The 25,823-nt window shown below is 65.8% G+C and carries 25 protein-coding genes; 14 read left to right on the forward strand and 11 right to left on the reverse strand.

The window, feature by feature from the left end; all coding sequences use genetic code 11:
* Positions 1-277: 277 nt before the first annotated feature.
* The 7 genes from HV766_RS23265 to HV766_RS23295 all read left to right on the forward strand — a co-directional run bounded on the left by HV766_RS23265 (position 278) and on the right by HV766_RS23295 (position 7,491).
* Positions 278-1,300: an amino acid ABC transporter substrate-binding protein gene (locus HV766_RS23265; RefSeq protein WP_054451454.1), complete on the forward strand. Its 1,023-nt coding sequence runs from the start codon at positions 278-280 to the stop codon at positions 1,298-1,300.
* Positions 1,301-1,419: 119 nt separating this feature from the next.
* On the forward strand, positions 1,420-2,286 hold the full coding sequence (locus tag HV766_RS23270) for an IclR family transcriptional regulator (protein ID WP_175181927.1): 867 nt from the start codon (positions 1,420-1,422) through the stop codon (positions 2,284-2,286).
* A 269-nt stretch (positions 2,287-2,555) separates the two neighbouring features.
* Positions 2,556-3,464 carry an arginase family protein gene (locus HV766_RS23275; RefSeq protein WP_175181939.1) on the forward strand — a complete coding sequence of 303 codons (909 nt, stop codon included), beginning with the start codon at positions 2,556-2,558 and terminating at the stop codon, positions 3,462-3,464.
* Positions 3,465-3,506: 42 nt separating this feature from the next.
* Entirely contained in the window at positions 3,507-4,295 is a 789-nt protein-coding gene (locus tag HV766_RS23280; RefSeq protein WP_054451452.1) for an ABC transporter substrate-binding protein, read from the forward strand.
* A 30-nt stretch (positions 4,296-4,325) separates the two neighbouring features.
* Positions 4,326-5,018, forward strand: a complete 693-nt coding sequence (locus tag HV766_RS23285) for an amino acid ABC transporter permease (RefSeq protein ID WP_175162083.1) — start codon at positions 4,326-4,328, stop codon at positions 5,016-5,018.
* Between the two features lie 4 nt (positions 5,019-5,022).
* On the forward strand, positions 5,023-5,775 hold the full coding sequence (locus HV766_RS23290; protein ID WP_054451448.1) for an amino acid ABC transporter ATP-binding protein: 753 nt from the start codon (positions 5,023-5,025) through the stop codon (positions 5,773-5,775).
* Between the two features lie 159 nt (positions 5,776-5,934).
* Positions 5,935-7,491, forward strand: a complete 1,557-nt coding sequence (locus tag HV766_RS23295) for an acetolactate synthase large subunit (protein WP_054451445.1) — start codon at positions 5,935-5,937, stop codon at positions 7,489-7,491.
* Here HV766_RS23295 and HV766_RS23300 read toward each other — a convergent pair.
* From HV766_RS23300 to HV766_RS23335, 8 genes are all read right to left on the reverse strand, one after another.
* Positions 7,488-8,198, reverse strand: a complete 711-nt coding sequence (locus HV766_RS23300; RefSeq protein ID WP_175181928.1) for an ABC transporter ATP-binding protein — start codon at positions 8,196-8,198, stop codon at positions 7,488-7,490. The genes HV766_RS23295 and HV766_RS23300 overlap by 4 nt on opposite strands.
* Positions 8,195-8,959 carry an ABC transporter ATP-binding protein gene (locus HV766_RS23305; protein ID WP_054451442.1) on the reverse strand — a complete coding sequence of 255 codons (765 nt, stop codon included), beginning with the start codon at positions 8,957-8,959 and terminating at the stop codon, positions 8,195-8,197. The genes HV766_RS23300 and HV766_RS23305 overlap by 4 nt, the downstream gene beginning before the upstream one ends.
* Positions 8,952-10,034, reverse strand: coding sequence for a branched-chain amino acid ABC transporter permease (locus tag HV766_RS23310; protein ID WP_054451440.1), 1,083 nt, complete (start codon positions 10,032-10,034; stop codon positions 8,952-8,954). The genes HV766_RS23305 and HV766_RS23310 overlap by 8 nt, the downstream gene beginning before the upstream one ends.
* Before the next feature lie 2 nt (positions 10,035-10,036).
* Positions 10,037-10,918: a branched-chain amino acid ABC transporter permease gene (locus tag HV766_RS23315; protein ID WP_042794742.1), complete on the reverse strand. Its 882-nt coding sequence runs from the start codon at positions 10,916-10,918 to the stop codon at positions 10,037-10,039.
* Between the two features lie 25 nt (positions 10,919-10,943).
* On the reverse strand, positions 10,944-12,104 hold the full coding sequence (locus HV766_RS23320) for an ABC transporter substrate-binding protein (protein ID WP_054451436.1): 1,161 nt from the start codon (positions 12,102-12,104) through the stop codon (positions 10,944-10,946).
* Positions 12,105-12,140: 36 nt separating this feature from the next.
* Positions 12,141-12,965, reverse strand: a complete 825-nt coding sequence (locus tag HV766_RS23325) for an alpha/beta fold hydrolase (RefSeq protein ID WP_175181929.1) — start codon at positions 12,963-12,965, stop codon at positions 12,141-12,143.
* Positions 12,962-14,521, reverse strand: a complete 1,560-nt coding sequence (locus tag HV766_RS23330; protein WP_119450591.1) for a benzoate-CoA ligase family protein — start codon at positions 14,519-14,521, stop codon at positions 12,962-12,964. Before HV766_RS23330 ends, HV766_RS23325 begins: the two co-directional genes overlap by 4 nt.
* Positions 14,522-14,594: 73 nt before the next feature.
* Entirely contained in the window at positions 14,595-15,065 is a 471-nt protein-coding gene (locus HV766_RS23335; RefSeq protein ID WP_054451429.1) for a DUF4863 family protein, read from the reverse strand.
* 176 nt (positions 15,066-15,241) lie between these two features.
* Between HV766_RS23335 and HV766_RS23340 the strand changes: the two genes are divergently transcribed.
* From HV766_RS23340 to HV766_RS23360, 5 genes are all read left to right on the forward strand, one after another.
* The gene (locus tag HV766_RS23340) at positions 15,242-16,150 is read left to right on the forward strand and encodes a helix-turn-helix transcriptional regulator (protein ID WP_042794737.1); all 909 of its coding nucleotides are present in this window, start codon (positions 15,242-15,244) and stop codon (positions 16,148-16,150) included.
* A gap of 143 nt (positions 16,151-16,293) precedes the next feature.
* Positions 16,294-17,952 (forward strand): 2,3-epoxybenzoyl-CoA dihydrolase, encoded by a 1,659-nt coding sequence (gene boxC, locus HV766_RS23345; protein WP_175181930.1) that lies wholly within the window; start codon positions 16,294-16,296, stop codon positions 17,950-17,952.
* Between the two features lie 58 nt (positions 17,953-18,010).
* Positions 18,011-19,438, forward strand: a complete 1,428-nt coding sequence (gene boxB / locus HV766_RS23350; RefSeq protein WP_054451425.1) for a benzoyl-CoA 2,3-epoxidase subunit BoxB — start codon at positions 18,011-18,013, stop codon at positions 19,436-19,438.
* A gap of 54 nt (positions 19,439-19,492) precedes the next feature.
* The gene (gene boxA / locus HV766_RS23355; protein ID WP_054452206.1) at positions 19,493-20,728 is read left to right on the forward strand and encodes a benzoyl-CoA 2,3-epoxidase subunit BoxA; all 1,236 of its coding nucleotides are present in this window, start codon (positions 19,493-19,495) and stop codon (positions 20,726-20,728) included.
* A 69-nt stretch (positions 20,729-20,797) separates the two neighbouring features.
* Positions 20,798-21,241: a MaoC family dehydratase gene (locus tag HV766_RS23360; RefSeq protein ID WP_054451423.1), complete on the forward strand. Its 444-nt coding sequence runs from the start codon at positions 20,798-20,800 to the stop codon at positions 21,239-21,241.
* A 10-nt stretch (positions 21,242-21,251) separates the two neighbouring features.
* Here HV766_RS23360 and HV766_RS23365 read toward each other — a convergent pair whose 3' ends face one another.
* Both HV766_RS23365 and HV766_RS23370 read right to left on the reverse strand, forming a co-directional pair.
* Positions 21,252-22,238, reverse strand: a complete 987-nt coding sequence (locus HV766_RS23365) for a TRAP transporter substrate-binding protein (protein WP_054451421.1) — start codon at positions 22,236-22,238, stop codon at positions 21,252-21,254.
* A gap of 173 nt (positions 22,239-22,411) precedes the next feature.
* Positions 22,412-22,765 carry a nuclear transport factor 2 family protein gene (locus HV766_RS23370; protein ID WP_054451417.1) on the reverse strand — a complete coding sequence of 118 codons (354 nt, stop codon included), beginning with the start codon at positions 22,763-22,765 and terminating at the stop codon, positions 22,412-22,414.
* Between the two features lie 194 nt (positions 22,766-22,959).
* Between HV766_RS23370 and HV766_RS23375 the strand changes: the two genes are divergently transcribed.
* Positions 22,960-23,379 carry a DUF6088 family protein gene (locus HV766_RS23375; protein WP_054451416.1) on the forward strand — a complete coding sequence of 140 codons (420 nt, stop codon included), beginning with the start codon at positions 22,960-22,962 and terminating at the stop codon, positions 23,377-23,379.
* Positions 23,348-24,409, forward strand: coding sequence for a nucleotidyl transferase AbiEii/AbiGii toxin family protein (locus tag HV766_RS23380; RefSeq protein ID WP_175181931.1), 1,062 nt, complete (start codon positions 23,348-23,350; stop codon positions 24,407-24,409). Before HV766_RS23375 ends, HV766_RS23380 begins: the two co-directional genes overlap by 32 nt.
* A 135-nt stretch (positions 24,410-24,544) precedes the next feature.
* Here HV766_RS23380 and HV766_RS23385 read toward each other — a convergent pair whose 3' ends face one another.
* Positions 24,545-25,738, reverse strand: coding sequence for an acyl-CoA dehydrogenase (locus HV766_RS23385; RefSeq protein ID WP_054451413.1), 1,194 nt, complete (start codon positions 25,736-25,738; stop codon positions 24,545-24,547).
* Positions 25,739-25,823: the final 85 nt, after the last annotated feature.

The raw sequence follows: 25,823 nt of genomic DNA on the forward strand, positions 1-25,823 counted from the left end.
ATCGCGGCGCCGGCAGCGGCGGGCCCGGGACGCGAAAAAAGTATGGCACCAAGGCAAGCGGCCATCGCGGTCTGGCGGGCGGATAAAGTTCGTTCACCGGACAGGTCTGCAACCTTCAGGAATCGCGCCCCGTCCTCCGGGTTTCCACTAGGCGCCTTCGCGTTGTTCACGCCGTGGACATGGCTTAATCTGGCGGCCGGCCCAGTAAGGCAGGGCTCGGTTTCAACCGCAGTCGGCTTACAAGCCGGCGCGGCATCCATACTCAGGAGAAGTGATCATGAAGCGGTCCATCTTGTTTGCAGCCGGCGCCTTGGCCCTGGCTTGCGCATCCCAGGCGGCGGTGGCGGGGCCCACCCTCGATGCCGTGAAGAAAAAAGGATTCGTGCAGTGCGGCCTGACCGACGGCGTATCCGGCTTTTCGGCGACCAACAGCAAGGGCGAATGGGAAGGCATGGACGTGGACATTTGCCGCGCGGTCGCGGCGGCGGTGTTCGGTGATCCGACCAAATTCAAGGGCACGCCGCTGTCCACCCAGCAACGCTTCACGGCGCTGCAATCGGGCGAGGTGGACGTGCTGCTGCGCACCGTCACGCTGACGCAGACCCGCGACACGTCGCTGGGCCTGGCGGCCGTGGCGGCCAGCTTCTACGACGGCCAGGGCATCCTGGTGAGCAAGAAGCTGGGCGTCAAGAGCGCCAAGGAACTCAACGGCGCCACGGTCTGCGTGCAGCCCGGCACCACCACCGAGCTCAACCTGGCCGACTGGTTCCGCACCAACAACATCGAATTCAAGCCGGTGGTGATCGACAAGGTGACCGAGGTCGTGCGCGCCTTCGAATCGGGCCGCTGCGACGCCTTCACCGACGACGCCTCGCAACTGGCCGCGGTGCGCGCCACCCAGGTCGCCAAGCCGGACGACTACGAGATCCTGCCGGAACGCTTCTCCAAGGAGCCGCTGGGTCCCATGGTGCGCCAGGGCGACGAGAACTGGCTGGGCATCGTGCGTTGGACGCTGTTCGCGCTGATGGAGGCCGAGGAATACGGCATCACCCAGAAGAACGTCGACGAAATGTTGAAGAGCAACAACCCCAACATCGCCCGCATCCTGGGCGTGACGCCGGGGGCGGGCAAGAACATGGGGCTGGATGAGAAGTGGGCCTACAACGCCATCAAGGCAGTGGGCAACTACAGCGAAGTGTTCGAGCGCAACGTGGGCAAGGACAGCAAGCTCGGCCTGCAACGCGGCACCAATGCGTTGTGGAACAAGGGCGGCGCCATGTATCCCTGGCCGATCCGCTAAGGTTCGCGCCAGCCTGGACGGCCCGGATTTCCGGGCCGTTTTTTTATGGCATCGCCACGCGATACGTCTGCACCGTATTGCGGTACGCTATGCGCTTTCCACTGGACGGCCCACGCGCCATGACGCAGACCCGAAACGCCGAGGATTCCCCACTGTTCATCGCCGCGCTGGCGCGCGGCGTCTCCGTCCTGCGGGCCTTCAGCGAGGGGCAGCCCGCCATGACCTTGCCGGAGCTGGCCGAAGCGACCGGACTGAGCAAGAGTTCGGTGCAGCGCTTCACCCACACGCTGTGGACGCTGGGCTATCTGCGCAAGGACCCCTTGAGCAAGAAGTTCTCGCTGGGGCCCTGGTCGCTGGAGCTGGGCATGAAGTACGTGCAGACCAGCCCGCTGGTGCTGGGCGGCAATCCTTTCCTGCACACGCTCAACCGCAACAGCCAGGAAACCTGCAGCCTGGCCGAGCCCGACGGTCTGGACATGGTGTACGTGGCGCGCTTTGCCACCCACAAGGAAATGTTCGTGAACATGCCGGTGGGCATGCGCCTGCCGCTGTACTGCACGGCGGCGGGCCGGGCGGTGCTGGCCAGGCTGGATCCCGCGGTCGCGCGCGGTCTCCTGGAACGGTGCGACCGCAAGGCCTACACGGCCGCCACCATCACAAGCATGGACGTGCTCCTGGCCGAGCTGGAGTTTGCCCGCAGGCACGGCTATGCGCGCTCCAACGGCGAGTTCTATCCGGGCGACATCACGGTCAGCGCCGCGGTGCTGGATGCCGGTGGCACGCCGGTAGGCGCGGTCAACGTATCGGTGCCGTCCAGCCGCTGGTCGTTCGAGCAGGCGCAGGCTGTGTTCGGTCCGCAAGTGGTGGAAACGGCGCACGCCATCAGCGCGTCGCGCACGCTGGGGCGGTCGCGCCCCTTCTATGAAATGGAGCCGCCGGGCGGCGCCCTGCGCGACGCGATGCCGTTCGCGGGCGACGAGGCCTGATTCCAGGGGGCCCGGGTCCCGGGCGCGCCGACCACGTGCGTTCGTTATTCATACTAATTTAGTCGGATATAAAACTGCTGATTAGGGGAAACTCCCTAATTGGCCGGATGCTTGTACGCACGCTACTCTTATTTCGACACGATCATATCGCACAGCGATTTGATTGAATCTAAATAGTGATCCCAGCCTTATCAGGGCAGCGGTCGTCACCCAGGAGCCGAGTTGTGCAGCAGCCAGCCGAAGTCTGTTTTCATCCCGTCGCCGGGTTCATGGGCCTGCCTGCCGTCCGCGCCGCGGGCATGGGCGCGGCGCGCGCCTGCGTGGTCGGCATTCCCTTCGATTGCGGCACGCATCCGTTCCGGGTCGGATCGCGCCAGGGGCCGGACGCGATCCGCGAGCAGTCCAGGCTGCTGCGGCCGGTGGATATCTTCCGGCGCCACGGCATCGACAACCCGCCGGAGTTCCTGCGCGCCATCGACGTGGGCAATGTGGCCTGCCATCCGGGCGATCCGGACGCCTCCTATCCGCTGATCGAGGCCGGCATAGGCGCCATCCTGGATTCGGGCGCCATTCCGATTTCCATGGGAGGCGATGGCGCGGTCACCTTGCCGCAGCTGCGCGCCGTGGCGCGCCGCCATCCGGATTTCGTGGTGCTGCATTTCGATTCGCACACCGACACCTATCCCATCCCCGGCTACAACACCGCCACCACCTTCACGCGTGCCGCCGAAGAAGGGCTGCTGGACGTGGCCTCCAGCTTTCACGTGGGCACGCGCGGCAGTTCCTTCATGCCGGGCGTGCTGGAATTCGGCCGCGAGGTCGGCTACACGATCCTGCCCTATGACGACTTCGACCAGGACCAGAAGGGCGCGCTGGCCAACATCAAGCAGCGCATCGGCCAGCGGCCCGTGTACCTGTGCTTCGACATGGACATCTTCGATCCTTCCTGCGCGCCGGGCGTGTGCACGCCGGAGTGGGGCGGACTTACGGCCAAGGAAGGGCTGGCGCTGCTGCGCCAGCTCGCGGGCCTGAACTTCGTGGCGTTCGACGTGAACACCGTGTCGCCGCCGCAAGACGTGCAGGGGGCCACGGCCTTCCTGGCAGCCACCGTCATGCAGGAATTCTGCGCGCTGGCGGCGGTAGCGGTGCAGCAGTATCCGCAGGGGCGTCCGGCCTGAGCCGGCAGCGCCACGCCAACCAATTCATCCAAGGGGAAAACGATGAAACTCAAATCCATTCTGCTGGGCCTGGCTGTAGCCGGCCTGCTGGCCCAGGGCGGCGCGCAGGCGCGCACGCTGGACGAGATCCGCGCGGACCAGAGCCTGAACGTCGTCACCACGGCGTCCGCGCCGCCGCACGGCTTCAAGAATCCGAAGTCGAACCAGCTGGAGGGCATCATGGTGGACGTGGCCGCGGCCGTGGCCAAGCACCTGAAGGTGTCGGACAAGCTGTCCGACGTGCCGTTCTCCGGCCTGATTCCCACGCTGACCTCGGGCCGCGCCGACGTGATGTCCGCGCCGCTCTTCATCACCGAGGAACGCGCCCGCGCCATCGATTTCTCGGCGCCGGTCTATGAATGGGGCGAGGGCATCGTGGTCAGCGACAAGGCCGACAAGAAGTACGCCAAGTTCGAAGACATGAAGGGCCAGCGCGTAGGCGTGCTGGTGGACTCGGTGCAGTTCAACATGATCAAGGACATGCCCGGCACCAAGGTGTCGACGTACCAGGACTATTCCACGCTGCTGGCCGACGTGCGCGCCGGCCGCATCGACCTGGGCATCGTGGATCCGCCCAGCATCATCTACCAGATCAAGACCAAGAACATCCCCGGCGTGAAGCTGGACACGGGCTATCAGCCGCAGCGCAAGTGGCAGGTGGGCATGGCGGTGCAGAAGGGCAATGCCGCGCTGCTGGAGGCGGTCAACGGCGCGCTGGCACAGATGAAACAGAACGGCGAGCTCGCCGCCATCGGGCAGAAGTGGGGCGTGGCCGACCTGATGAGCAAGTGACGCCGTACCGGCACGGATAAGGAGTACGACTTGGATCTCGCGACCCTGCGCATGTACCTTACCCCCCTCGCCGAGGGCACGGTCTGGACCCTGGCGCTGTTTTTCTCTTCGGCATTCCTGGCGGTGGCCCTGGGCCTGGTCGTCTGTCTGTGCCGCCTGTCGCCGTCGCGGCTGCTCAGCCGCGGCGCGCGTTTCTACATCGACGTGATACGCGGCACGCCGCTGCTGCTGCAGCTGTTCTACATCTACTACGGCCTGCCCGAGATGGGCGTGGTCATCAACGGCTTCGTTGCCGGCGTATTGGGCCTGACGCTGAACTTCGGCGCCTATCTGGCCGAACTCTTCCGCAGCGGCATCCAGTCGGTGGACAGCGGCCAGTACGAGGCTGCGCGCGCGCTGGGCCTGGGCAAGATGCAGCGGCTGCGCCGCATCGTGCTGCCGCAGGCCTTGCGCACGGTGTTCCCGGCGCTGGGCAACTACGCGCTGGTGCTGATCAAGGAAACCTCGCTGGTGGCCGTCATCAGCGTTTACGAATTGATGCGCGCGGGCGAAATGCTGGCGGGCGCCACCTTCCAGGCGCTGACCGTCTACACCATGGTGGGCGTCATCTACTTCGCCATGTGCAGCGTGCTGTCCTACGTGTTCCGCCGTTCCGAAAAGCGCCTGACCGTGCCGGGCTACTGGAGCGGCGCGGGCGAAAACCATGACATTTCCAAGGCCTGATGCGATGGATGGATTGAACTACGCCGCCCCTATCATCACGATGCAGGGCGTATGCAAATGGTATGGCGACTTCAAGGTGCTGGACGAGCTGGCGCTGGAGGTGTTGCCAGGCGAAAAGCTGATCCTGTGCGGGCCGTCCGGCTCCGGCAAGTCCACCACCATCCGGCTCTTGAACCGGCTCGAGGAACACCAGCAAGGCCGCATCGTCGTCGACGGCATCGAGCTGAACGACGACCTGAAGAACATCGAGCGCATCCGCGCCGAGGTCGGCATGGTGTTCCAGCACTTCAACCTGTTTCCGCACCTGACCGTGCTGGACAATTGCACGCTGGCGCCGATGCTGGTGAAGGGCGTGCCGCGCGAGGAAGCCGAGGCCCGCGCCATGGAATACCTGGAGCGCGTCAAGATTCCGCAGCACGCCTCCAAGTACCCGGGCCAGCTGTCCGGCGGCCAGAAGCAGCGCGTGGCGATTGCGCGGGCGCTGTGCATGCGGCCCAAGATCATGCTGTTCGACGAGCCCACATCCGCGCTGGACCCCGAGATGGTCAAGGAAGTGCTGGACACCATGGTGGCGCTGGCGCGCGACGGCATGACCATGGTGTGCGTGACGCATGAAATGGGTTTCGCGCGCGAGGTCGGCGACCGCGTGGTCTTCATGGACCAGGGCGCCATCGTCGAGGCCGACACGCCGGACAATTTCTTCCGCGCGCCGCGCACCGAACGCGCGCAGGCCTTCCTGGGGCAGATACTGGGTTGATCGGGCCTTTCAAATTCCGTTTGGCGGAACCTGTGGAATGGTTCCATGACGGCGGCCTGAAATGGCTCTAGCCGGTTTCGGCTACGCTACCTATCATGCATGTCACGCGGGCGCGCATGCGCCCATGCACCGCCAATGGAAAATGATCAGGGAAAAACGATGAACGGCGCTGATAGTCTTTGCGATACCTTGCTGGCCAACGACGTGGATGTTTGCTTCGCGAACCCCGGCACATCCGAAATGCACTTTGTCGCGGCATTGGATCGCAAGCCGAAGATGCGCTGCGTGCTGGGCCTGTTCGAAGGCGTGGTGACCGGCGCGGCCGACGGCTACGCGCGCATGGCCGACAAGCCTGCCGCGACGCTGCTGCACCTGGGCCCGGGCCTGGGCAACGGGCTGGCCAACCTGCACAACGCCAAGCGCGCCCGCACGCCCATGGTCAACATCGTGGGCGACCACGCCACCTATCACGTCCAGTACGACGCGCCGCTGACCAGCGACGTCGAAGGCGTCGCGCGCCCGATGTCGCATTGGGTCAAGCGCACCACCAAGGCCGCCGACCTGTCCGCCGACGCCGCTGAGGCCGTGGGCGTGGCGCGCCGCTCGCCGGGCAACATCGCCACGCTGATCCTGCCCGCCGACGCGGCCTGGACGGACTTGCCGGAAAACACCGCGCCGGTGCTGGCCAAGAGCGAGGCCTTGGCCCAGACCTCGGCCGACGCGGTGCGCGCGGCGGTTGCCGCGATCCGCTCGGGCGAAGTCACGACGCTGATGCTGGGCGGTTCCGCGCTGCGTGAACGCGCGCTGAACGCCGCCGGCCGTATCGCGCGCGCCACCGGCGTGCGGCTGGTGTCGGAAACCTCCAACCGCCGCATCGAGCGCGGCGGCTCGCGCACGCCGGTGGACCGCCTGCCGTATCCGATCGACCTGGCGGTGGCCAAGCTGAAGGACGTGCGCCATCTGGTGCTGGTGGGCGCGAAAGCGCCGGTCGGCTTCTTTGCCTATCCCGGCAAGCCCAGCCTGCTGGCGCCGCCCGACTGCAAGCAGGTGGTGCTGGGCACGCCCGAGCAGGACCTGGCGCATGCGCTGGAGTGGCTGGCCGATGAGCTAGGCATCGCCCAGGACGCGCCGCGCCTGGCCGCTGCCCCCGCCAACTACGAGGTGCCGCAGTCCGGCAAGTTGACTGGCGCCGCCGTCAACATCCTGGTCGCGCACCATCTGCCGGAGCAGGCCATCGTCTGCGACGAGTCCATCACCCAGGGCCGCGAATTCCCGCTCTACAGCGTCAACAGCGCGCCGCACGATTGGCTCATGCTGACGGGCGGCGCCATCGGCATCGGCCTGCCGCTGGCGACCGGCGCTGCCGTCGCCTGCCCGGACCGCAAGGTCGTCACCCTGCAGGCAGACGGCAGCGGCATGTACACCTTGCAGGCGCTATGGACGCAGGCGCGCGAGAACCTGGATTGCCTGACCGTGATCCTGGCCAACCGTTCCTACGCCACCCTGCACGGCGAGATGAAGAACGTCGGCGTACAGGAACCCGGGCGCAACGCCCGCCGCATGCTGGATCTGGAAGAACCGTACCTGGACTGGACGCATCTGGCGCGCGGCATGGGCGTGGAAGCGGTCAGCGTGGATACGGTGGAAGGCTTCGCGCGCGCGCTGCAGGAAGGCTTGAAGCGCCGCGGCCCGTTCCTGATTGAAGCGGTGATCTAAACCCCCAGATAGCGCGTCAACTGCTCGGGCTGCCGGGCCAGCGACGCGCTGTCGCCGTCCTGCACGATCTGGCCTTTTTCCATCACCAGGCAGCGGTCGGTGTGTTCCAGCACCGCCCGGTAATTGCGGTCCACGATCAGCGTGGACATGCCGCTGGAGCGGATCTGGCGGATGATTTTCCAGATCTCGGCCACGATCAGCGGGGCCAGGCCCTCGGTGGCTTCGTCCAGGATCAGCAGTTCGGGATTGGTCATCAGCGCCCGGCCGATGGCCAGCATCTGCTGCTCGCCCCCCGATAGCTGCTGGCCGCCATGGCCCAGGCGTTCCCGCAGGCGCGGAAACACCTCCAGCACGCGCGCGTAGGTCCAGTCCTGGCGGCCGTCGCGGCCGGCGCGCGCTGCCACCTGCAGGTTCTCGCGCACGTTCAGGTTGGGAAAGATGCCGCGCCCTTCGGGTACATAGGCCACGCCCATGCGGGCGATGGCGTGGGGCTGCGCGCGGGTGCAGTCACGCCCGCTCACGCGCACGCTGCCCTGGGCGCTTCTGACGTGGCCCATCAGGCTGCGGATCAGCGTGGTCTTGCCCATGCCGTTGCGCCCCACCAGGCCTACGGATTCTCCGGGCGCGATATGCATGTCGATGCCGCGCAGCACATGGCTGGCGCCGTAGTAAACGTGCAGGCCGCCTGCTTCGATCAATGCGGTCATACGCTGGCTCCATGGCTGTCTTCGCCCAGGTAGGCGGTGCGCACGTCGGGGTTGGCGCGGATCGCGTCTGGCGTGCCGCTGGCGATGGCGGCGCCGTTGACCATGACGGTAATGGTTTCGGCGACGCGGAAGACCGCGTCCATGTCGTGTTCCACCAGCAGGATTGCGTGGCCGGGCTTGAGCGCTTCCAGCAGCTCCAGGATGCGGTCGGTTTCCTCGGGGCCCATGCCGGCCAGGGGTTCGTCCAACAGCAGCACCTGCGGTTCGCCAGCCAGGCACATGGCGATCTCAAGCTGGCGCTTGCGGCCATGCGGCAGCAGCCCGGCGTCGCGCGCGGCGTCGTCCGCCAGGCCGGTGCGCTCCAGCGCGTGACGCGCAAGCTCCGCGCTGTGGCGGCATTCGGCGGCGGACCGCCACCAGTGCCAGAAGCGCTGGCGGCGAGCCTGGGCGGCCAGCCTGCAGTTTTCGAACACGCTCAGTTCGGGAAAGATGGTGGACCGCTGGTAGCTGCGGCCCAGGCCCGCGCGCGCCCGCTCGGGCTGGCGCCAGGCCGTGATGTCGCGGCCGCCCAGCATGACTTGGCCGCTGCTGGGCGCAAGTTCGCCCGACAGGATGTTGATCAGCGTGGACTTGCCTGCGCCGTTGGTGCCGATGACGGCGTGGACCTGGCCGCGCTGCAATTCCAGCGACACGCCGTTCACCGCCGTCAGGCCGCCGAAGCGGCGCGTGACCGCGCTTGCGGCCAGCAGGACATCAGACATGGGGCTCTCCCTGGATGGGCAGGCGGGCGGGGGCCTGCTGACGGCTGGAATGCGCGGCATCCGGTTTGGGCGCGGCGCGGGCGGTGTCGGCGTCCAGGCTGGGGGCGGCAACGTGCGCCGCGCGGCGCTGGCGCAGCTGAGCCGGCAGCCCGGCCAGGCCGTTGGGCAGCAAGGCCACCAGCGCGATGATGGCCACGCCCAGCGGCAGGTGCCAGTGGCGCGCGTATTCGCCGAAAATCTCCTGCGACTGGAACAGTTCCTGCATCAGCACCAGCGCCACAGTGCCCAGCACCGCTCCGCCCAGGCTGCCCATGCCGCCCAGGATCACCATCAGCAGTACCAGGCCGGATTGTTCCCAGGCCAGCAGCTCGGGCGTGACGAAGCCGTCCTTCAGGGCGAACAGAAAACCCGCCAGGCTGGCCAGCGTGGCGCCGATGACATAGGCGGCCAGCTTGTAGGGATAGGTCGAGTAGCCGGCCGCGCGCATGCGCTGTTCGTTGATGCGGATGCCGGCGAGCGCGGCGCCGAAAGGCGAGCGCCGCAGCAGCGCCAGGAAGCCCCAGGTCAGCGCCAGGCAGGCGAGCACGAAGAAGTAGAAGGTCCGGGCATCGCCCAGGTCGAACGGCAGCCAGCCGCCCAGGGACAGTTCGGGCCGGAAGTACAGGTAGATGCCGTCGCTGCCGCCGCCGATCTTGGTGTCGTGGAACACGTAGTAGGCCATCTGCGAGAAGGCCAGCGTGACCATGATGAAGTACACGCCGCGGGTGCGCAGCGCCAGCGCGCCGGTCGCCAACGCATAGGCCGCGGCGGCGAGCAGGGCGGCCGGCAGCAGCCACCACAGGCCGGCGGCTTCGGATTCCGGCGACAGCAGCGCCGCGACGTAGGCGCCGATGCCGAAGAAGGCGGCGTGGCCCAGGCTGACCAGTCCCGCGCCGCCCACCAGCAGCTGCAGGCTGAGCGCGAAGATTCCATAGATCATGATCTTGATCGCCAGGCCGGTGTAGTAGTCGCTGCCGCTCCAGGAGAAAACGGCCAGCGCCAGCAGCGCCGCAATGGGCAAGAGTCGGTTCAACATGGTCAGCCCTGCTTGAACAGCCCTTCGGGCTTGCAAAGAAGTATGAAGGCCATCAGCAGGTACACCAGCACGCCCGCCGCGGACGGGAACAGCACCTGGCCGAAGGTTTCCACCACGCCCACCAGCATCGCGGCCAGGAAGGCGCCACGGATCGAGCCGATGCCGCCGATCACCACCACCACGAAGCAGATGATGAGTACGCCGTTGCCCATGCCGGGATAGACCGAGGACACCGGCGCGGCGATGCTGCCTGCCAGCGCCGCCAGCGCCACGCCTGCCGCGAACACCAGGCGGTAGAGCTTGTTGATGTCTATGCCCAGCGATCCGATCATCTCGCGGTTGCTGGCGCCGGCCCTCAGCATCATGCCCAGCCGCGTGCGCGTGATGACCCAGTACAGCAACAGCGCCACCGCGATGCCGACGGCGGAAATGAACAGCCGGTAGACCGGATAGGTCATGACGTCGCCCAGCGCGATGCTGCCCTGCAGCCAGGCTGGCAGGGGCACGCCGTGCACGTCGTTGCCCACCAGGATGCTGCGCAGTTCTTCGAAGACCAGGATCAGGCCGTAGGTCATCAGCACCTGCTGCAAGTGGTTGCGCTTGTACAGGTAGCTGAAAAAAGCGGCCTCCAGCAGATAGCCCAGGGCGCCGGCGGCCAGCACGCAGACCGCCAGCGTGGCCAGGAAGCCGCCGCCCAGCCAGCGGTCGACGGCCGGTCCCAGCGCGAACGCCATGTAGGCGCCGATCATGTAGAAACTGCCGTGGGCAAGATTGATGATGCCCATGATGCCGAAGATCAGCGTGAGTCCGCTGGCCACCAGGAACAGCAGCAAGCCGTACTGGAAAGCGTTCAGGCTCTGGATGAGCAGGATGCTGATGTCCATGGGGCCTCCCTGTGGCGGATTGCGGTCAGAGCTTGCAGCCGCGGGCCGGGTCGGCCAGCTTCTTCACGGCGATATCCACGACCTTGTTCTCCAGCCCGTCGACGCGGCGCAGGTAGATGTCCTGCACCGGGTTGCCCGCGCTGGACAGCGTGAAGGGGCCGCGCGGGCTGTCCACCGTGGCGCCGCGCATGGCCTTGCGGAAGTCTTCCTTCTTGGCGAAGTCGCCCTTGACCGCGGCCAGGCCCGACTGCATCAGCTGCGCGGCGTCATAGCCCTGCACCGCGTAGACGTCGGGCTGTGCCTTGTAGGCTTTGCTGTAGTCGGCGCGGAAGGCGTTGTCGCGCGGCGTGTTCAGGCCGTCTGCATAGTGCAGCGTCGTCAGCAGGCCTTGCGCCGAAGCGCCCTGGGCCTCCAGCGTGCCATCGGTCAGGAAGCCCGAACCGTACAGCGGGATGGTCTTGCCCAGGCCCGCGGCGTAATAGTCCTGCACGAACTTCACGGCGCCGCCGCCTGCAAAGAACGTGAACACCATGTCGGGCTTGAGCGCCGCGATCTCGGTCAGCAGCGGCTGGAATTCCACGTTGGGAAACGGCAGGCTCAGTTCCTTCACGACCTTGCCGCCGGCCTTCTCGAAGCCTTCCTTGAAGCCGCCGATGGCCTCGTCGCCGGCCGCGTATTTCCAGGTGATGGTGACGGCCGTCTTGTGGCCCTTGGCAAAGGCCACTGGACCCATGGCGTAGGCCGGCTGCCAGTTGGTGAACGAGGTGCGGAAGATGCCCGGGCCGCACAGCGGACCGGTGATGGCGTTGGCGCCCGCGTTGGTCACGATGAGTGTGGTGTCGGCATCCTTGGCGGCCTTGGCCAGCGCCATCGCCACGCCCGAGTGCACGGTGCCGATCAGGACGTCCACCTGGTCGCGCTTGATCAGGCGGTTGGCGTTTTCGGCGGCCTTGGCGGGGTTGGACTCGTCGTCCACCTTGAAGTATTCGATCTCGCGTCCGCCCAGCTTGCCGCCTTGTTCCGCGACATACAGCTTGAAGCCGTTCTCGATGGCGTTGCCCAGCGCGGCGTAGGTGCCGCTGTAGGGCAGCATGAAGCCGACCTTGATCTTGTCGGCGGCCTGGGCGCCGGTGGCGGCGAGCGTCAGAGCCGCGGCGAGCGCAGCCCGAGTCAGGGCGTGGTTCATGGTTAGTCTCCGTGCTTGTTATGGGCCGACGTGAGGTCAGCGGGGTTGTGCCAGGCCGCCGACGAAAGCGGCGACGGCCTGGATGACTAGCGCCGGCTGATCCTTGTGCGCAGAGTGGCCGCAGTCGGGCAGTTCCAGCAGTTCGGTCTGGGGCGCGAGCCTGCGTATGCCGCGGATCTGCGCCAAGGTGCCGTATTCGTCGTCCAGGCCCTGGATGGCCAGCACCGGACAGGCGATGCGCGACAGGTAGTCGTGCAGGTTCCAGCGGCGGAACGCCGGGTCCAGCCAGATATCGTTCCAGCCCCAGAACGCCGAATCCGGGTCCGCGTGATAACGCCCCAGCCGGGCGCGCAGGTCAGTGTCCAGGTAGGCCTGGCGCGCCTGCGCGATGCTGGCGACCGACACGTCTTCGACCAGGATATGGGGCGCGGCGGCGACCACGCCGGCCACCGCGTCCGGATGCATGGCCGCATACAGCAGGGCGATGGAGCCGCCGTCGCTGTGGCCGAACAGCGCCGGCTTGTCGCGCCTGGCGTCCACGCCCAACGCGGCGAGCAGCGCGGGCAGCACCTCGCGCGCCTCGACGTGCATGAAATCCACCGGCCGCCTTTCTTCAGGCGGCCGCGGCGTCGATTGCCCATAGCCATAGCGCGAATACACCAGTCCACGGCAGCCGGCTGCCGCACAGACGCGGTCGGGCCAGTCCTTCCACATGGACACGGAACCCAGCCCTTCGTGCAGAAAGACCAGCAGCGGGGCGCCGGAACGGTCGGACCCGATCCACCGGCATTCCAGGCGCAGATCCCGGCCGCCGGCATGAAACTCGGCAAACACGGTCTCGGCCACGGCGCAGGCGCTCATAGCGTGGCCTCTTCCAATTGGCGCAGGCGGAAGCGCTGTATCTTCCCGGTGGCCGTCTTGGGCAGTTCTTCCGTGAAATTGATCTGGCGCGGATACTTGAACGGCGCCAGATGCTGCTTCACGTAATTCTGCAGCGCAGCCCCGGTCTGCGCGTCGGGCTCGAAGCCGGGACGCAGCACCACGTAGGCCTTGGTCTTGACCAGCCCGTCGTGGTCCGGCACGCCGATCACGGCCGCTTCCAGCACAGCCTCGTGCTGCACCAGGATGTTCTCGACCTCCACTGGCGACACGTACTGGCCGCTGACCTTGATCATGTCGTCGCTGCGCCCGGCATAGGTGTAGTAGCCGTCCGCGTCGCAGGTGTACTTGTCGCCGCTCTTGAGCCAGTCGCCCAGGAAGCACTGGCGCGTCTTGTCGCGGTTGTTCCAGTACATCAGGGCTGCGCTGGGGCCTTTGATGTAGAGGTCGCCGATGGCGCCGGGCGGCACCGGGGCGCCGTTCTCGTCGCGCAACTGCACCTCATAGCCCGGTACGGGCTTGCCGGTGGTGCCGTAGCGCAGTTGTCCCGTCTGGTTGGAGATGAAGATGTGCAGCATCTCGGTGGAGCCGATGCCATCCAGGATCTCGCAGCCGAAGTGGCGCGTGTAGCGTTCGCCGATGTCGCGCGGCAGCGCTTCGCCGGCGGACGTGCAGATGCGCATGGCGACCTGTTCGCGCGCCGGCAGGTCGGGCGATGCCAGCATGCTGGCGTACAGCGTGGGCACGCCGTAGAACACGGTGGGCCGATGCTGCGTCAGGCGTTTGAAGACCGCTTGCGGCGTGGGGCGTTCGCCCATCAGGATGACGGTCGCGCCCACGGACAGGGGGAAGGTCAGGCCATTGCCCAGGCCGTAGGCGAAGAACAGCTTGGCGGCCGAGAACACCACGTCGTCCTCGCGGATGCCGAGCACGGGCTTGGCATAGAGTTCGGCCGTGTGCCACAGGTTGCCATGGGTGTGGACCACGCCCTTGGGTTTGCCGGTGGAGCCCGACGAATACAGCCAGAAAGCGATCTCGTCGGACAGGGTGCGCGCCGCTGGCGCGAGCGGGGCGGCGGCCAGCAGCGATTCGAATTCGCGCCCGCCTTCGGGTAAGGGGCCGGCGGGCTGGGAAACCACCAGGTGTTCGACATCGGCGGCGGCCTGCCCCAGCGCGGTCTGCACCACTGGCAGCAAGGCGCCCGATACGAACACGGCGCGCACGCGGCTGTGGCCAATGATGTAAGCGTAGTCATCGGCGGTAAGCAGGGTGTTCACGGCCACCGGCACCACGCCCGCATGCAGCGCGCCCAGGAATACCACCGGCCAGTCGACAGTGTCCTGCATCAGCAGCAGGATGCGCTCCTCGCGCCGCAGGCCCAGCTGGCGCAGCGCGCCGGCCATGCGCGCCACCCGCTCCGCCAGTTCGCCGTAGCTGATCTGGCGGGTGTCGTCGATGTAGGCCGGCTTGGCGGCGCGCGGCGCATTGAGCGCCGCCAGGTGGCTGGCGAAGTTGAGTTCGTCGGGACAGGCGTTCACGGTTGTCTCCTGATGTCCTGTGGGGGGAGCCGCGCTGTGTGTGTTTTTCTGGCGGCGGGTGGGGCGGGGCCTCTCAGGTGCGCGTGAATTCGATGGCGCCGCCCGGCAGCAGATACAGCACCAGCGCGCGGCCGCCGCTCACGGTCGGGCTGTGCGCGCTGCCGGGGCCATAGACCAGCCAGCCGGCGCCGTGGCCGTCGAAGCGGGCGCCCTCGGTCAGCGGCATGATCATGTCGATCTCGCCATTGGGGTGCGCGTGGTGGGGGCCGGCAAGATCGTTCATGTCCACCACGTCCACGGAGCAGTCCGCCAGGTCTGGCGCGGGCTTGATGACGCGGCCGTAGCGGATGCCGCCGCCTTCCCGGCTGCACATCCAGCCCTCGGCCACGCCCTGCCTACAGGTGGCGTAGATCTCCTGGAACAGGGCGCTTTGCGGGCCGGCCTCGCGGTTCAGGCTTTCCTGCAGCGCCGCGTCCAGCGGCTGGCCTTGCGTCAGGCGCGTGACCTCGCGCATCAGGGCATGGAATTGATCAGGCGTACTCACCGGGCTCCTCCTTTACACTGTCGGCGCTTCAGAATCGACATGAAATCGACTGCTGCTTTTTTGCACATGAGGCGCTTTGGACTGATTGAATGGAAAAATAGTGCTTCCATTGATTATGGTCAAGCACTATAGTGCATAAAACGTGGTAATCAGGGTTTTTGCGGAGTCACGTAAACATGAATCAAGCGCTAGATGCGGCGCCATCCGAACCCAGGCGGGAAGCGTTCCTGGTGGCCTTGGGCGAGCGGGTGCGCCGCCTGCGGGCCATACGCGGCATGACCCGCAAGAGCCTGTCGCAGGTGACTGGCGTATCGGAGCGCCATCTGGCCAATCTGGAACATGGGGTGGGCAATGCCTCCATCCTGGTGTTGCTGCAGATCGCACGGGCCTTCAACTGCGCGCTGGCCGAATTGGTGGGCGACGTCACCACCGAATCGCCCGACTGGCTGCTGATCCGCGAGCTGCTCAGCGGCCGCACGGAATCCGACCTGCAGCGCGCGCGCGAGGCCCTGACCCAGCTGTTCGGCGTAGGGGCGGGGGCGCAGCGCCCCAACCGCACCCAGCGCGTGGCGCTGATCGGCCTGCGCGGCGCGGGCAAGTCCACGCTGGGCCAGATGCTGGCCGATGACCTGGGTTATCCGTTCGTGGAGTTGAATCGCGAGATCGAGCGCGTGGCCGGCTGCAGCATCCTGGAAATCCACAATCTGTACGGCCCCAATGCCTACCGCCGCTACGAACGGCGGGCGCTGGAAGAGGCCGTGCAGATCTACCCGGAAATGGTGCTGGCCACGCCGGGCGGGCTGGTGTCCGAGCCCGCCACCCTCAATCTGCTGCTGGCGCATTGCTACACGGTATGGCTGCGCGCCACGCCCGAGGAGCATATGGGCCGGGTCATGGCGCAGGGGGATTTCCGTCCCATGTCGGGCAACAACGAGGCCATGGCGGACCTCAAGCGCATCCTCGCCGGACGCGAAGCCTTCTACGCCAAGGCCGACCTTACCTGGGTCACCAGCAACCTGGACGTGCAGGAGAGCTTTGCCGGCCTGCGCACCCAGGTGCGCAAGGCCTGCGGCCTGCCGCTATAGCTGGATTCGATGCCGGCAGCGCCGGCAATATGCATTTTTGTGCATGCCCCGCTTGACGGGGCTTTTTTTGTCCTCTAATCTGCACAATAATTCATGTAGTGCAGTATTTTTCCTGTTTTGGCAGGCGTACGAGGAGACACACTATGAGCAGCACCCTCAACCGGGTTGATTTCCGGACCGACCCCGAGCAGTACCGCCACTGGCGCTTGAGCTTCGACGGCCCGGTCGCCACGCTGGCCATGGATGTTGCCGAGGACGGTGGCCTGCGTCCGGGCTACAAGCTCAAGCTGAATTCCTACGACCTGGGGGTGGACATCGAACTGCATGACGCCTTGCAGCGCATCCGCTTCGAACACCCGGAAGTGCGCACCGTGGTCGTGACCAGCATGAAGGACCGCATCTTCTGTTCCGGCGCCAATATCTTCATGCTGGGTCTGTCCTCGCACGCCTGGAAGGTGAACTTCTGCAAGTTCACCAACGAAACCCGCAACGGCATTGAAGATTCCAGCCGCCACAGCGGCCTGAAGTTCATCGCCGCGCTCAACGGCGCCTGCGCCGGGGGCGGCTACGAGCTGGCGCTGGCCTGCGACGAGATCATGCTGATCGACGACCGATCGTCGGCGGTCGCGCTGCCCGAGGTGCCGCTGCTGGGCGTGCTGCCCGGCACCGGCGGCCTGACCCGCGTGACCGACAAGCGCCGCGTGCGCCACGACCATGCCGACATTTTCTGCACCCTGGTCGAGGGCGTGCGCGGCCAGCGCGCCAAGGATTGGCGCCTGGTGGACGAAGTGGTCAAGCCGGCCCGCTTCGAGGAGGCCGTGCGTGAGCGCGCGCAGGCGCTGGCGCAGGGCAGCGACCGCCCGGCAGGCGAGCAAGGCATCGTGTTGACGCCGGTGCAGCGCACGGAAAGCGCCGATGGCCTGTCCTACCGCTATGTGGACATCAAGTTGGACCGCGAGAAGCGCCAGGCCACCTGGACGGTGCGCGCGCCCGAGGGCGCGGTGCAAACCGAGCTGCAGGACATCGTCGCGGCCGGCGCGGCCTGGTGGCCGCTGCAGATGGCGCGCGAACTGGACGATGCCATCCTGTCGATGCGCACCAACGAACTGGACATCGGCACCTGGATCATCAAGACCGAAGGCGACGCCGCGCTGGTGTTGGCCGCGGATGCCGCGCTCCAACAGCATGCGGACCACTGGTTCGTGCGCGAAACCGCCGGCATGCTGCGCCGCACCTTGGCGCGCCTGGACGTGACCTCGCGCAGCCTGTTCGCGCTGATCGAACCCGGCTCCTGCTTTGCAGGCACCTTGCTCGAACTGGCGCTGGCTGCCGACCGCAGCTACATGCTGGACAACGAAGACGAATCCGCGCCCGCGCAGATCGTGGTGGGCGAGCGCAATTTCGGCGCCTATCCGCTGGTCAACGGCCAGAGCCGCCTGCAGCGCCGCTTCTATGAAGAGGAAGCGCCCCTGGAAGCGGTGCGCGCGCGCGCCGGCCAGCCGCTGTCGGCCACCGACGCGCTGGAGCTGGGCCTGGTCACCTATGCGCCCGACAACATCGATTGGGACGACGAGGTGCGCATGATGCTGGAAGAGCGCCGCGCGCTGTCGCCCGACGCCCTGACCGGGCTGGAAGCCAACCTGCGCTTCGGCGGCCAGGAAACGATGGAGACCCGCATCTTCGGCCGCCTCACGGCCTGGCAGAACTGGATCTTCAACCGCCCCAACGCCGCCGGCGACAAGGGCGCGCTCAAGCTCTACGGCAAGGGCGAGCAAGCCGCATTCGACTGGAACCGGGTCTGACGGCCCCGCGTCACCGCGCCGCGTGAACGCGGCCACCCCAAAGGAACAGGAGCGAGACATGTCTGGAATCAACTACACCGATAAGATCCCCAACAACGTCAATCTGTCCGGCGACCGCACCTTGCAGCGCGCGCTGGAGCATTGGCAGCCCAACTACCTGCAGTGGTGGCAGGACATGGGGCCTGACGGCTCCCACGGCTTCGACGTCTACCTGCGCACGGCGGTCAGCGTGCAGCCCGACGGCTGGGCGCACTTCGACCACGTCAAGATGCCGGACTACCGCTGGGGTATCTTCCTGGCGCCGCAGGACGGGCAGCGCAAGATCCATTTCGGCGAGAACATGGGCCGCGACGTCTGGCAGGATGTGCCCGGCGAGCACCGCGCCAACCTGCGCCGCATCATCGTCACGCAGGGCGACACCGAACCGGCCTCGATCGAGCAGCAGCGCCACCTGGGCCTGACCGCGCCGTCGCAGTACGACTTGCGCAACCTGTTCCAGATCAACGTCGAGGAAGGCCGCCACCTGTGGGCCATGGTCTATCTGCTGCACCGCTACTTCGGCCGCGATGGCCGCGAAGAGGCGGACGCGCTCCTGCAGCGCAGCTCGGGGGATTCCGACAATCCGCGCATCCTGGGCGCGTTCAACGAGAAGACGCCCGATTGGCTGGCCTTCTACATGTTCACCTATTTCACCGACCGCGACGGCAAGTTCCAGCTGTGCGCGCTGGCGGAGTCCAGCTTCGATCCGCTGGCGCGCACCACGAAGTTCATGCTGACCGAGGAAGCGCACCACATGTTCGTGGGCGAATCCGGCATCTCGCGCGTCATCCAGCGCACCTGCGAGGTCATGAACCAGCTCAAGACCGATGACCCGCAAGCGGTGCGCGCGGCCGGCGTGATCGACCTGCCCACCATCCAGCGCTACCTCAACTTCCACTACAGCGTCACCATCGACCTGTTCGGCGCGGATCAGTCCTCCAATGCGGCCATTTTCTACGGTTCGGGCCTGAAGGGCCGCTACGAGGAAAGCAAGCGCACCGACGACCACCAGCTGAAGAACGACACCTACCGCGTGCTGACCGTGGAAAACGGCAGGCTGCGCGAGATCGAGGTGCCGATGCTGAACGCCCTGAACGAAGTGCTGCGCGACGACTTCATCCGCGATTCGGTCGCTGGAATCGGGCGCTGGAACAAGGTCATCGAAAAGAGCGGCCTGCCGTTCCGGCTGCAAGTGCCGCACAAGGCCTTCAACCGCCAGATCGGCACGCTGGCAGGCATCCGCATGTCGCCCGAAGGCGAGATCCTGTCCGAATCGCAATGGCAGGCCAACAGTCACAAATGGCTGCCGACGCCCGAGGACCGCGCCTTCGTTGCATCGCTGATGGGCCGCGTCACCGAGCCGGGCAAGTTCGCCAACTGGATCGCGCCGCCCGTCATGGGCGTCAACCGCCAGCCGGTGAATTTCGAGTACGTCCGTTTCAACTAAAGCGGGGCGGCGGCTGTTTCCACGGCCGCCTACCGGAGCATGGGGAAGACCGAGATGAACGCTCCCTTACCAGCAGAAGTCCTGAAGCAGCACCTGATCGATCCCGAGATCTGCATCCGCTGCAATACCTGCGAAGAAACCTGTCCGATCAAGGCGATCACCCACGACTCGAACAACTACGTGGTGGACCCCGAGATCTGCAACGGCTGCATGGCCTGCGTGCCGCCTTGCCCCACGGGGGCGATCGACAACTGGCGGCTGATGGTACGCGCCGAAGCCTATGGCGTGCAGGAACAACTGGGCTGGGAAGAACTGCCGGGCGAGAAGGCGCTGCCGGAAACGGCTGCCGCCGCGCCGGCCGGCGATGAGCCGGATACGCCGCAGCCTGCCGCGCCCGCGCCGTCCACCGCGCCCGGCGCAACGGTCCCGCCCTGGTCCGCCGCCCATCCATACGTCAACCTGTACACGCACAAGACGCCGATGACGGCCACCGTGGTCGGCAACTACCGCGTGACCGGCGCCGACACGGAAAGCGACATCCACCATATCGTGCTCGACTTCGGCGAGCTGCCGTTTCCCGTGCTGGAAGGGCAGTCCATCGGCATCCTGCCGCCCGGCGTGGACGCGCAGGGCCGGGCGCACCACGCGCGCCAGTACTCGCTGGCCAGTCCGCGCGACGGCGAGCGGGCCGGCTACAACAATCTTTCGCTGACCGTAAAGCGCGTCACCGAGGACCATGCGGGCGCCGCCGCGCATGGCGTGTGCTCGAACTACCTGTGCGACCTGGCCAAGAACGACAAGGTGCAGGTGATCGGGCCGTTCGGCCACACCTTCCTGATGCCCAATCACCCCCGCGCCAATCTCATCATGATCTGCACCGGCACGGGTTCGGCGCCCATGCGCGCGATGACGGAGCGCTACCGCCGCCGCATCGAGACCGGCGAAAACGGCAAGCTGCTGCTGTTCTTCGGCGCGCGCACCGAGCGTGAACTGCCGTACTTCGGGCCGCTGATGAAGCTGCCGCGAGATTTCATCGACATCAACCTGGCGCTGTCGCGCGAAGCCGGGCAACCCAAGCGCTACGTGCAGGACCTGATCCGCGACCGCGCAGGCGCGGTGCGGGAACTGCTGGCGGACCGCAATACCTGCATCTACGTGTGCGGGCTGAAGGGCATGGAAGTAGGCGTGCTGGACGCCCTGCGCGATGTGACGGTGCAAGCGGGCCAGGATTGGTCTATCCTGCATGATGCATTGCGCCGCGAAGGGCGCCTGCATTTCGAAACGTACTGAATCCACAAACATGCGTGGCAATCGGCGCGCGCTGGCGCGCCGATTGCATTTGCGGGGGGAATCCACAAAATGAAGTTCGCCGAGTTCAAGGACGGCATGGTCATCAAGGGCGGTCCGGTCACCCTGACGGAAGCCGAGATCCTGGAGTTCGCACGCAAGTTCGATCCCCAGTGGTTCCACACCGATCCCAAGCGCGCCTCCGAAGGGCGCTGGGGCGGCCTGATCGCCAGCGGCTGGCATACCTGCGCGCTGGCGATGCGCATGGCCGTGGACGCGGCGCTGCACGATTCCGAATCCTTCGGCTCGCCCGGCCTGGGCGAGGTGCGCTGGCGCACGCCGGTGCGTCCGGGCGACACCCTGCGCCTCGAAGCGCGCGTGCAGGGCGTGCGCACCTCGTCGTCGCGTCCCGACCTGGGCATCATTACCTGGGCCTGGACGGTCCTGAACCAGCACGACGAAGGCGTGCTGGAGCTGGACGCGACCAGCCTGTTCGATCTGTCCGGCGAAAACTGAGGCTGGCCGTCTAGCGCTTGCCTGTCTGCTTCAGGATGGCGGCGGCTTCAGGACCGGCTGCTGCCTTCCAGTTCTTGACCGAGTCCGCCGCGGCATCCTTCAGCGCGCGCTGCACGGGCAGCGGCACCGACGTATTGATCGCCACGCCGTTCTTGCGCATGTTGGCGTAGTTCTGCTGCAGGCGGCCGTCGATGCGCTTCCATTGTTCGGTTTCGGTCTGCGCCGCCGCCTGGTCGATGGCGCGGCGCGTGCGCGCATCCAGCGCCTGATACGCCTGCAGGTTCATCGTCGCCACCGAGATCGGCATCGCGTAGTTGATTTCCGCGAAGTTGGGCAGGTGCTCCCAGAGCTTGCGGCCCGCGCCGCCGTCGCCTGACGACAGTACTGCGTTCACCTCGCCCGAGGCGATCAGCGGCATCGCATCCGCGAAGGAAATGTTCTGCGCGCGGGCGCCGGCTTTCTGCATGACGTCCTGCGACGTGGCGTCGTAGGTGCGGATGCTCAGCTTCTTCAAGGCCGCGACGCTGTCCAGCTTCTGCTTGGACCAGATGCCGGACGCCGGCCACGGCGTGGTGTACAGCAGCTTCTGCCCATGCGCCGCTAGCAGCTTCTCGTAGGCGGGGCGGGCGGCCTTGTTCAGGTTGCGGGCCTTGGACAACGAGTCCGCCAGGAACGGCAGGGACGACACGCCGAACAAGGGATACTTGGCCGCCAGTGCGCCGGCGAAGGCATCGCCCGCATCCACCTTGCGCGCTTGCACCGCATCGATCATGTCGGCCGACTTGATCCCCTTGGACGCGTCATAGCTGGCGTCGATGACCACGTTGCCCGCGGTCTTGGCGCGGACCAGTTCGGCAAACGTGGATACGCCTTGTCCGGGCATGGAGGTGGCCGGATACTCGGTGGCCATCGTGAGGGTGGTGACGGCGTAGGCGCCATGGGCCATGAACGCCATGGCAATGCCTGTCATCAGGCGGAGGGTGGGACAGCCTTGCATGCGCGGCTCCTGGGCTCGGGGGGAAACCTGGTCGGGACACGCGGCAGGGCGCGGGAGCGCCCGGCCCTGTGCCTGGCCGATGCTGCAAAGCGTACGGCGAGTGCAAGGGCTCGCCTATACGGGCTTTCGGCAATGCGCGGGTTGTTGCGGGGACGAGAGCGGCCTGGCGGCAATTACTGGATGGGCAGGCCGTGCATCTTCAAGAAGGACAGCTTGTCCCAGTAACCCCGCTGGAACACGATCCTGCCGCCGCGCACCGTAAAGAATCCGCAGCCGCGCAGTCCCAGGGGATCGCGCCATTCCAGGGCAGCAACCTCGCCGGCTTCATGGATCGTCTCCACGATGCAGGTCATGTCGGCCTGGGCGAACTCCCGTTCAAACATCGCTCGTATGGCCTCGCGTCCGACGATGGGCTCCTGGGTTACCTGATGGTTCACCGCCGCTTCATCGTAAAGCTCCGCCAGGCCAGCGGCATCGGCGGCATTGAACCGTAGGACCCATTCTTCGACCAGTTGCCGCGGAGTCATGTGTGCTTCCTTTTTTTGGGGGGACTTACGTTGTAAACGAAATTTGGGTGGCGCGGCCACAGCCGTCTCGGCCTAGCAAAAACTGCGCATTAATGCATGGATATTGCTACGTAATATGCTGTAATTACTAGAAGAATTGCCAGTTATAAAGTACAGTGACCTTATGGAATTCAATGCTCCGTCGGAGGTAAAGTATGAAGCTGGAAGACCGCATGAGTCGCTCGATCAAGCAGCGCGCAGGGGTTGTCGTTTTGCGCTCGGACTTTGCTGATATGGCGAGCGACTCACAGGTCGGGCGAGTCTTGGCCCGCTTCGTCGATGACGGGATGCTTGTACGCATCAGCAAAGGGGCTTTTGCCAAGACCCGCGTCAACCAGTTCACGGGCAAGCCGACCGCTGCAGGAACGCTGGAAATGATTGCTGCGGAGCTTTTTCGCAAGCTCAAGATCTCTGTGAAACCTAGCGCGTTCGTAGCCGAATACAACTGCGGCAAATCGACCCAGATTCCCATGGGGGCGACTGTCAGTACGGGACGCCGGCGCATCACTCGAAAAGTGACTGTAGGGAGCAGCACGCTGACGTATGAAAAGGATCTCAGACGAACAGAAGTCTGATGTTGAAGACGCCGCCACGGCAGGCCTGCTGGGCGCCTTGCCGCCTGCCGTCGTTGAGAAAGACCTGCACATCACTGATGTGCTACGAATTCTGGCCCAGATCGAGGTCGCGCACATTGCGCATCAGAAAGGCCGCAAGAAGGGGGATCCCAGGCCGGCGTCCATCCCCGTGGCTACGCGCTTGGTCTTCGCCGGCGGGACCTGCCTTTCGAAAGCGCATGGTCTGGTTGAGCGGATGTCCGAGGACATAGACATCAAGGTTGTGCTGGACAATGTGCCGGAAGGCTATGTGCTGCAAGACGGTCACACAGACCGGGCTCGGCTAGGCAATCTGCATCGGCAGGTGGAGCGGCTTCTCACGGATATCGGCTTCCAACTTGTGACCCGTGACGATGAGGATAACCCCGTTGCGCGGGACAGCCGTCGTTACTACTGTCTTTCGATTTCATATGCGGCGCATTTTCAGGACGTATCTGGTGCGCTGCGTCCCGAGCTCAAGCTTGAGCTGATACATCGTTCTACCGTGTTGGCGGCTGAAATGCGCGACATGGGCTACATGTTCGACGGCCTTGTTCCGCGCGTAGCGCCCCTGCGTTTTTCGATGGCATGCATCACGGTCGCGGAGACGCTCGCGGAGAAGGTGTTGTCACTGCTGCGGCGCTGCGCTTGGAATTGGGATGGGCATCAGCGCGGGGAGTACGACGCCGCCTTGGTGCGCCATGTCTATGACGTCTGGCGTATTGCAGAAATCCGGCCCGATGCCTTGGCGGCAGCCCGTCAGATCTTTGCGGAACTGGTCCGAAAAGAGGTAGAGGAATTCCGCGGCCAGCATCCTGGGTTTGATCAAGACGCATACTCGGTGCTGAGGCGCACATTGGCGTCTGCTGCCGTTCATGAAGGATTGAAGACGAACTTCGAGCAAAGTCTGAAGCCACTGCTCTACGCTGCGCGGAAGCCGGAATTCGAGACCTGCTATGCGGTCTTTGCGCGTACTGCAGAACAGTTGCTGAATCTCCCCCCGTCTGACTAACGACTTTTCAACGGCACCGGTATCAGGAAGGCGGGCGCGGCGCTCGCTGTCCAGGGGCAGCAGGCGCCGCCCTGTGTTGAGTCGCGCGAAAAAAAACCGCCCCGTAGGGCGGTTTCGTCGGAACCGAACAAGCGATCAATAGAACGCCTGGATGCCGGTCTGCGCGCGGCCCAGGATCAGGGCGTGCACGTCGTGGGTGCCTTCGTAGGTGTTGACTACTTCCAGGTTCACCAGGTGGCGGGCCACGCCGAACTCGTCGGAGATGCCGTTGCCGCCGAGCATGTCGCGCGCCAGGCGGGCGATGTCCAGTGCCTTGCCGCAGGAGTTGCGCTTCATGATGGAGGTGATTTCGACGGCGGCGGTGCCTTCGTCCTTCATGCGGCCCAGGCGCAGGCAGCCTTGCAGGGCCAGCGTGATTTCGGTCTGCATGTCGGCCAGCTTCTTCTGGATCAGCTGGTTGGCGGCCAGGGGGCGGCCGAATTGCTTGCGGTCCAGCGTGTACTGGCGGGCGGTGTGCCAGCAGGCTTCAGCGGCGCCGACGGCGCCCCAGGCGATGCCGTAGCGGGCGGAGTTCAGGCAGGTGAACGGACCCTTCAGGCCGGACACGCCGGGCATCATCTGGTCGGCGGACACTTCCACTTCGTCCATGACGATTTCGCCGGTGATCGAGGCGCGCAGGCCGACCTTGCCGTGGATGGCCGGGGCCGACAGGCCCTTCATGCCCTTTTCCAGGATGAAGCCGCGGATCTTGCCGTCGAAGTCGCCGCCGACGCACTTGGCCCACACCACGAAGACATCGGCGATGGGGGAGTTGGTGATCCACATCTTGTTGCCGGAAATCTTGTAGCCGTCGGACGTCTTGACGGCGCGGGTTTCCATGCCGCCGGGATCGGAGCCGTGGTTGGGTTCGGTCAGGCCGAAGCAGCCGATCCATTCGCCGCGAGCCAGCTTGGGCAGGTACTTCTGCTTTTGCGCTTCGCTGCCGAATTCGTTGATGGGCACCATCACCAGGGACGACTGCACGCTCATCATGGAGCGGTAGCCGGAGTCGATGCGTTCGACTTCGCGGGCGATCAGGCCGTAGCTGACGTAGTTCAGGCCGGCGCCGCCGTATTCGACGGGGATGGTGGCGCCCAGCAGGCCCAGTTCGCCCATTTCGGAGAAGATGGCCGGGTCGGTCTGTTCGTTGCGGAACGCGTTCAGAACGCGCGGGGCGAGCTTGTCCTGCGCATAGGCGTAGGCTGCGTCACGCACCATGCGTTCTTCTTCGGTCAGTTGCTGGTCCAGCAACAGGGGGTCTTGCCAGTGAAAGGAAGGATTCGAGGACATGCTGGGTCTCCGCTATGGATTTCGGAATGCTAGAAAGTTTAAACCTAAAATAATTCAGGCGGCAAGCGGCGAATGGAACGGCGGG

Origin of the sequence: Achromobacter aegrifaciens (assembly GCF_902859735.1) — a bacterium.
GTDB classification, from domain to species: domain Bacteria; phylum Pseudomonadota; class Gammaproteobacteria; order Burkholderiales; family Burkholderiaceae_B; genus Achromobacter; species Achromobacter aegrifaciens.

Coding starts and splice junctions, on each gene's coding strand:
- HV766_RS23360 (WP_054451423.1), top strand. CDS start 20,798: ATGAAGTTCGCCGAGTTCAAGGACGGCATGGTCATCAAGGGCGGTCCG.
- HV766_RS23295 (WP_054451445.1), top strand. CDS start 5,935: ATGAACGGCGCTGATAGTCTTTGCGATACCTTGCTGGCCAACGACGTG.
- HV766_RS23290 (WP_054451448.1), top strand. CDS start 5,023: ATGGATGGATTGAACTACGCCGCCCCTATCATCACGATGCAGGGCGTA.
- HV766_RS23320 (WP_054451436.1), bottom strand. CDS start 12,104: ATGAACCACGCCCTGACTCGGGCTGCGCTCGCCGCGGCTCTGACGCTC.
- boxA (WP_054452206.1), top strand. CDS start 19,493: ATGAACGCTCCCTTACCAGCAGAAGTCCTGAAGCAGCACCTGATCGAT.
- HV766_RS23305 (WP_054451442.1), bottom strand. CDS start 8,959: ATGTCTGATGTCCTGCTGGCCGCAAGCGCGGTCACGCGCCGCTTCGGC.
- boxB (WP_054451425.1), top strand. CDS start 18,011: ATGTCTGGAATCAACTACACCGATAAGATCCCCAACAACGTCAATCTG.
- HV766_RS23325 (WP_175181929.1), bottom strand. CDS start 12,965: ATGAGCGCCTGCGCCGTGGCCGAGACCGTGTTTGCCGAGTTTCATGCC.
- HV766_RS23380 (WP_175181931.1), top strand. CDS start 23,348: ATGAAAAGGATCTCAGACGAACAGAAGTCTGATGTTGAAGACGCCGCC.
- HV766_RS23370 (WP_054451417.1), bottom strand. CDS start 22,765: ATGACTCCGCGGCAACTGGTCGAAGAATGGGTCCTACGGTTCAATGCC.
- HV766_RS23310 (WP_054451440.1), bottom strand. CDS start 10,034: ATGTTGAACCGACTCTTGCCCATTGCGGCGCTGCTGGCGCTGGCCGTT.
- HV766_RS23300 (WP_175181928.1), bottom strand. CDS start 8,198: ATGACCGCATTGATCGAAGCAGGCGGCCTGCACGTTTACTACGGCGCC.
- HV766_RS23365 (WP_054451421.1), bottom strand. CDS start 22,238: ATGCAAGGCTGTCCCACCCTCCGCCTGATGACAGGCATTGCCATGGCG.
- HV766_RS23385 (WP_054451413.1), bottom strand. CDS start 25,738: ATGTCCTCGAATCCTTCCTTTCACTGGCAAGACCCCCTGTTGCTGGAC.
- boxC (WP_175181930.1), top strand. CDS start 16,294: ATGAGCAGCACCCTCAACCGGGTTGATTTCCGGACCGACCCCGAGCAG.
- HV766_RS23315 (WP_042794742.1), bottom strand. CDS start 10,918: ATGGACATCAGCATCCTGCTCATCCAGAGCCTGAACGCTTTCCAGTAC.
- HV766_RS23340 (WP_042794737.1), top strand. CDS start 15,242: ATGAATCAAGCGCTAGATGCGGCGCCATCCGAACCCAGGCGGGAAGCG.
- HV766_RS23280 (WP_054451452.1), top strand. CDS start 3,507: ATGAAACTCAAATCCATTCTGCTGGGCCTGGCTGTAGCCGGCCTGCTG.
- HV766_RS23375 (WP_054451416.1), top strand. CDS start 22,960: ATGAAGCTGGAAGACCGCATGAGTCGCTCGATCAAGCAGCGCGCAGGG.
- HV766_RS23270 (WP_175181927.1), top strand. CDS start 1,420: ATGACGCAGACCCGAAACGCCGAGGATTCCCCACTGTTCATCGCCGCG.
- HV766_RS23265 (WP_054451454.1), top strand. CDS start 278: ATGAAGCGGTCCATCTTGTTTGCAGCCGGCGCCTTGGCCCTGGCTTGC.
- HV766_RS23275 (WP_175181939.1), top strand. CDS start 2,556: ATGGGCCTGCCTGCCGTCCGCGCCGCGGGCATGGGCGCGGCGCGCGCC.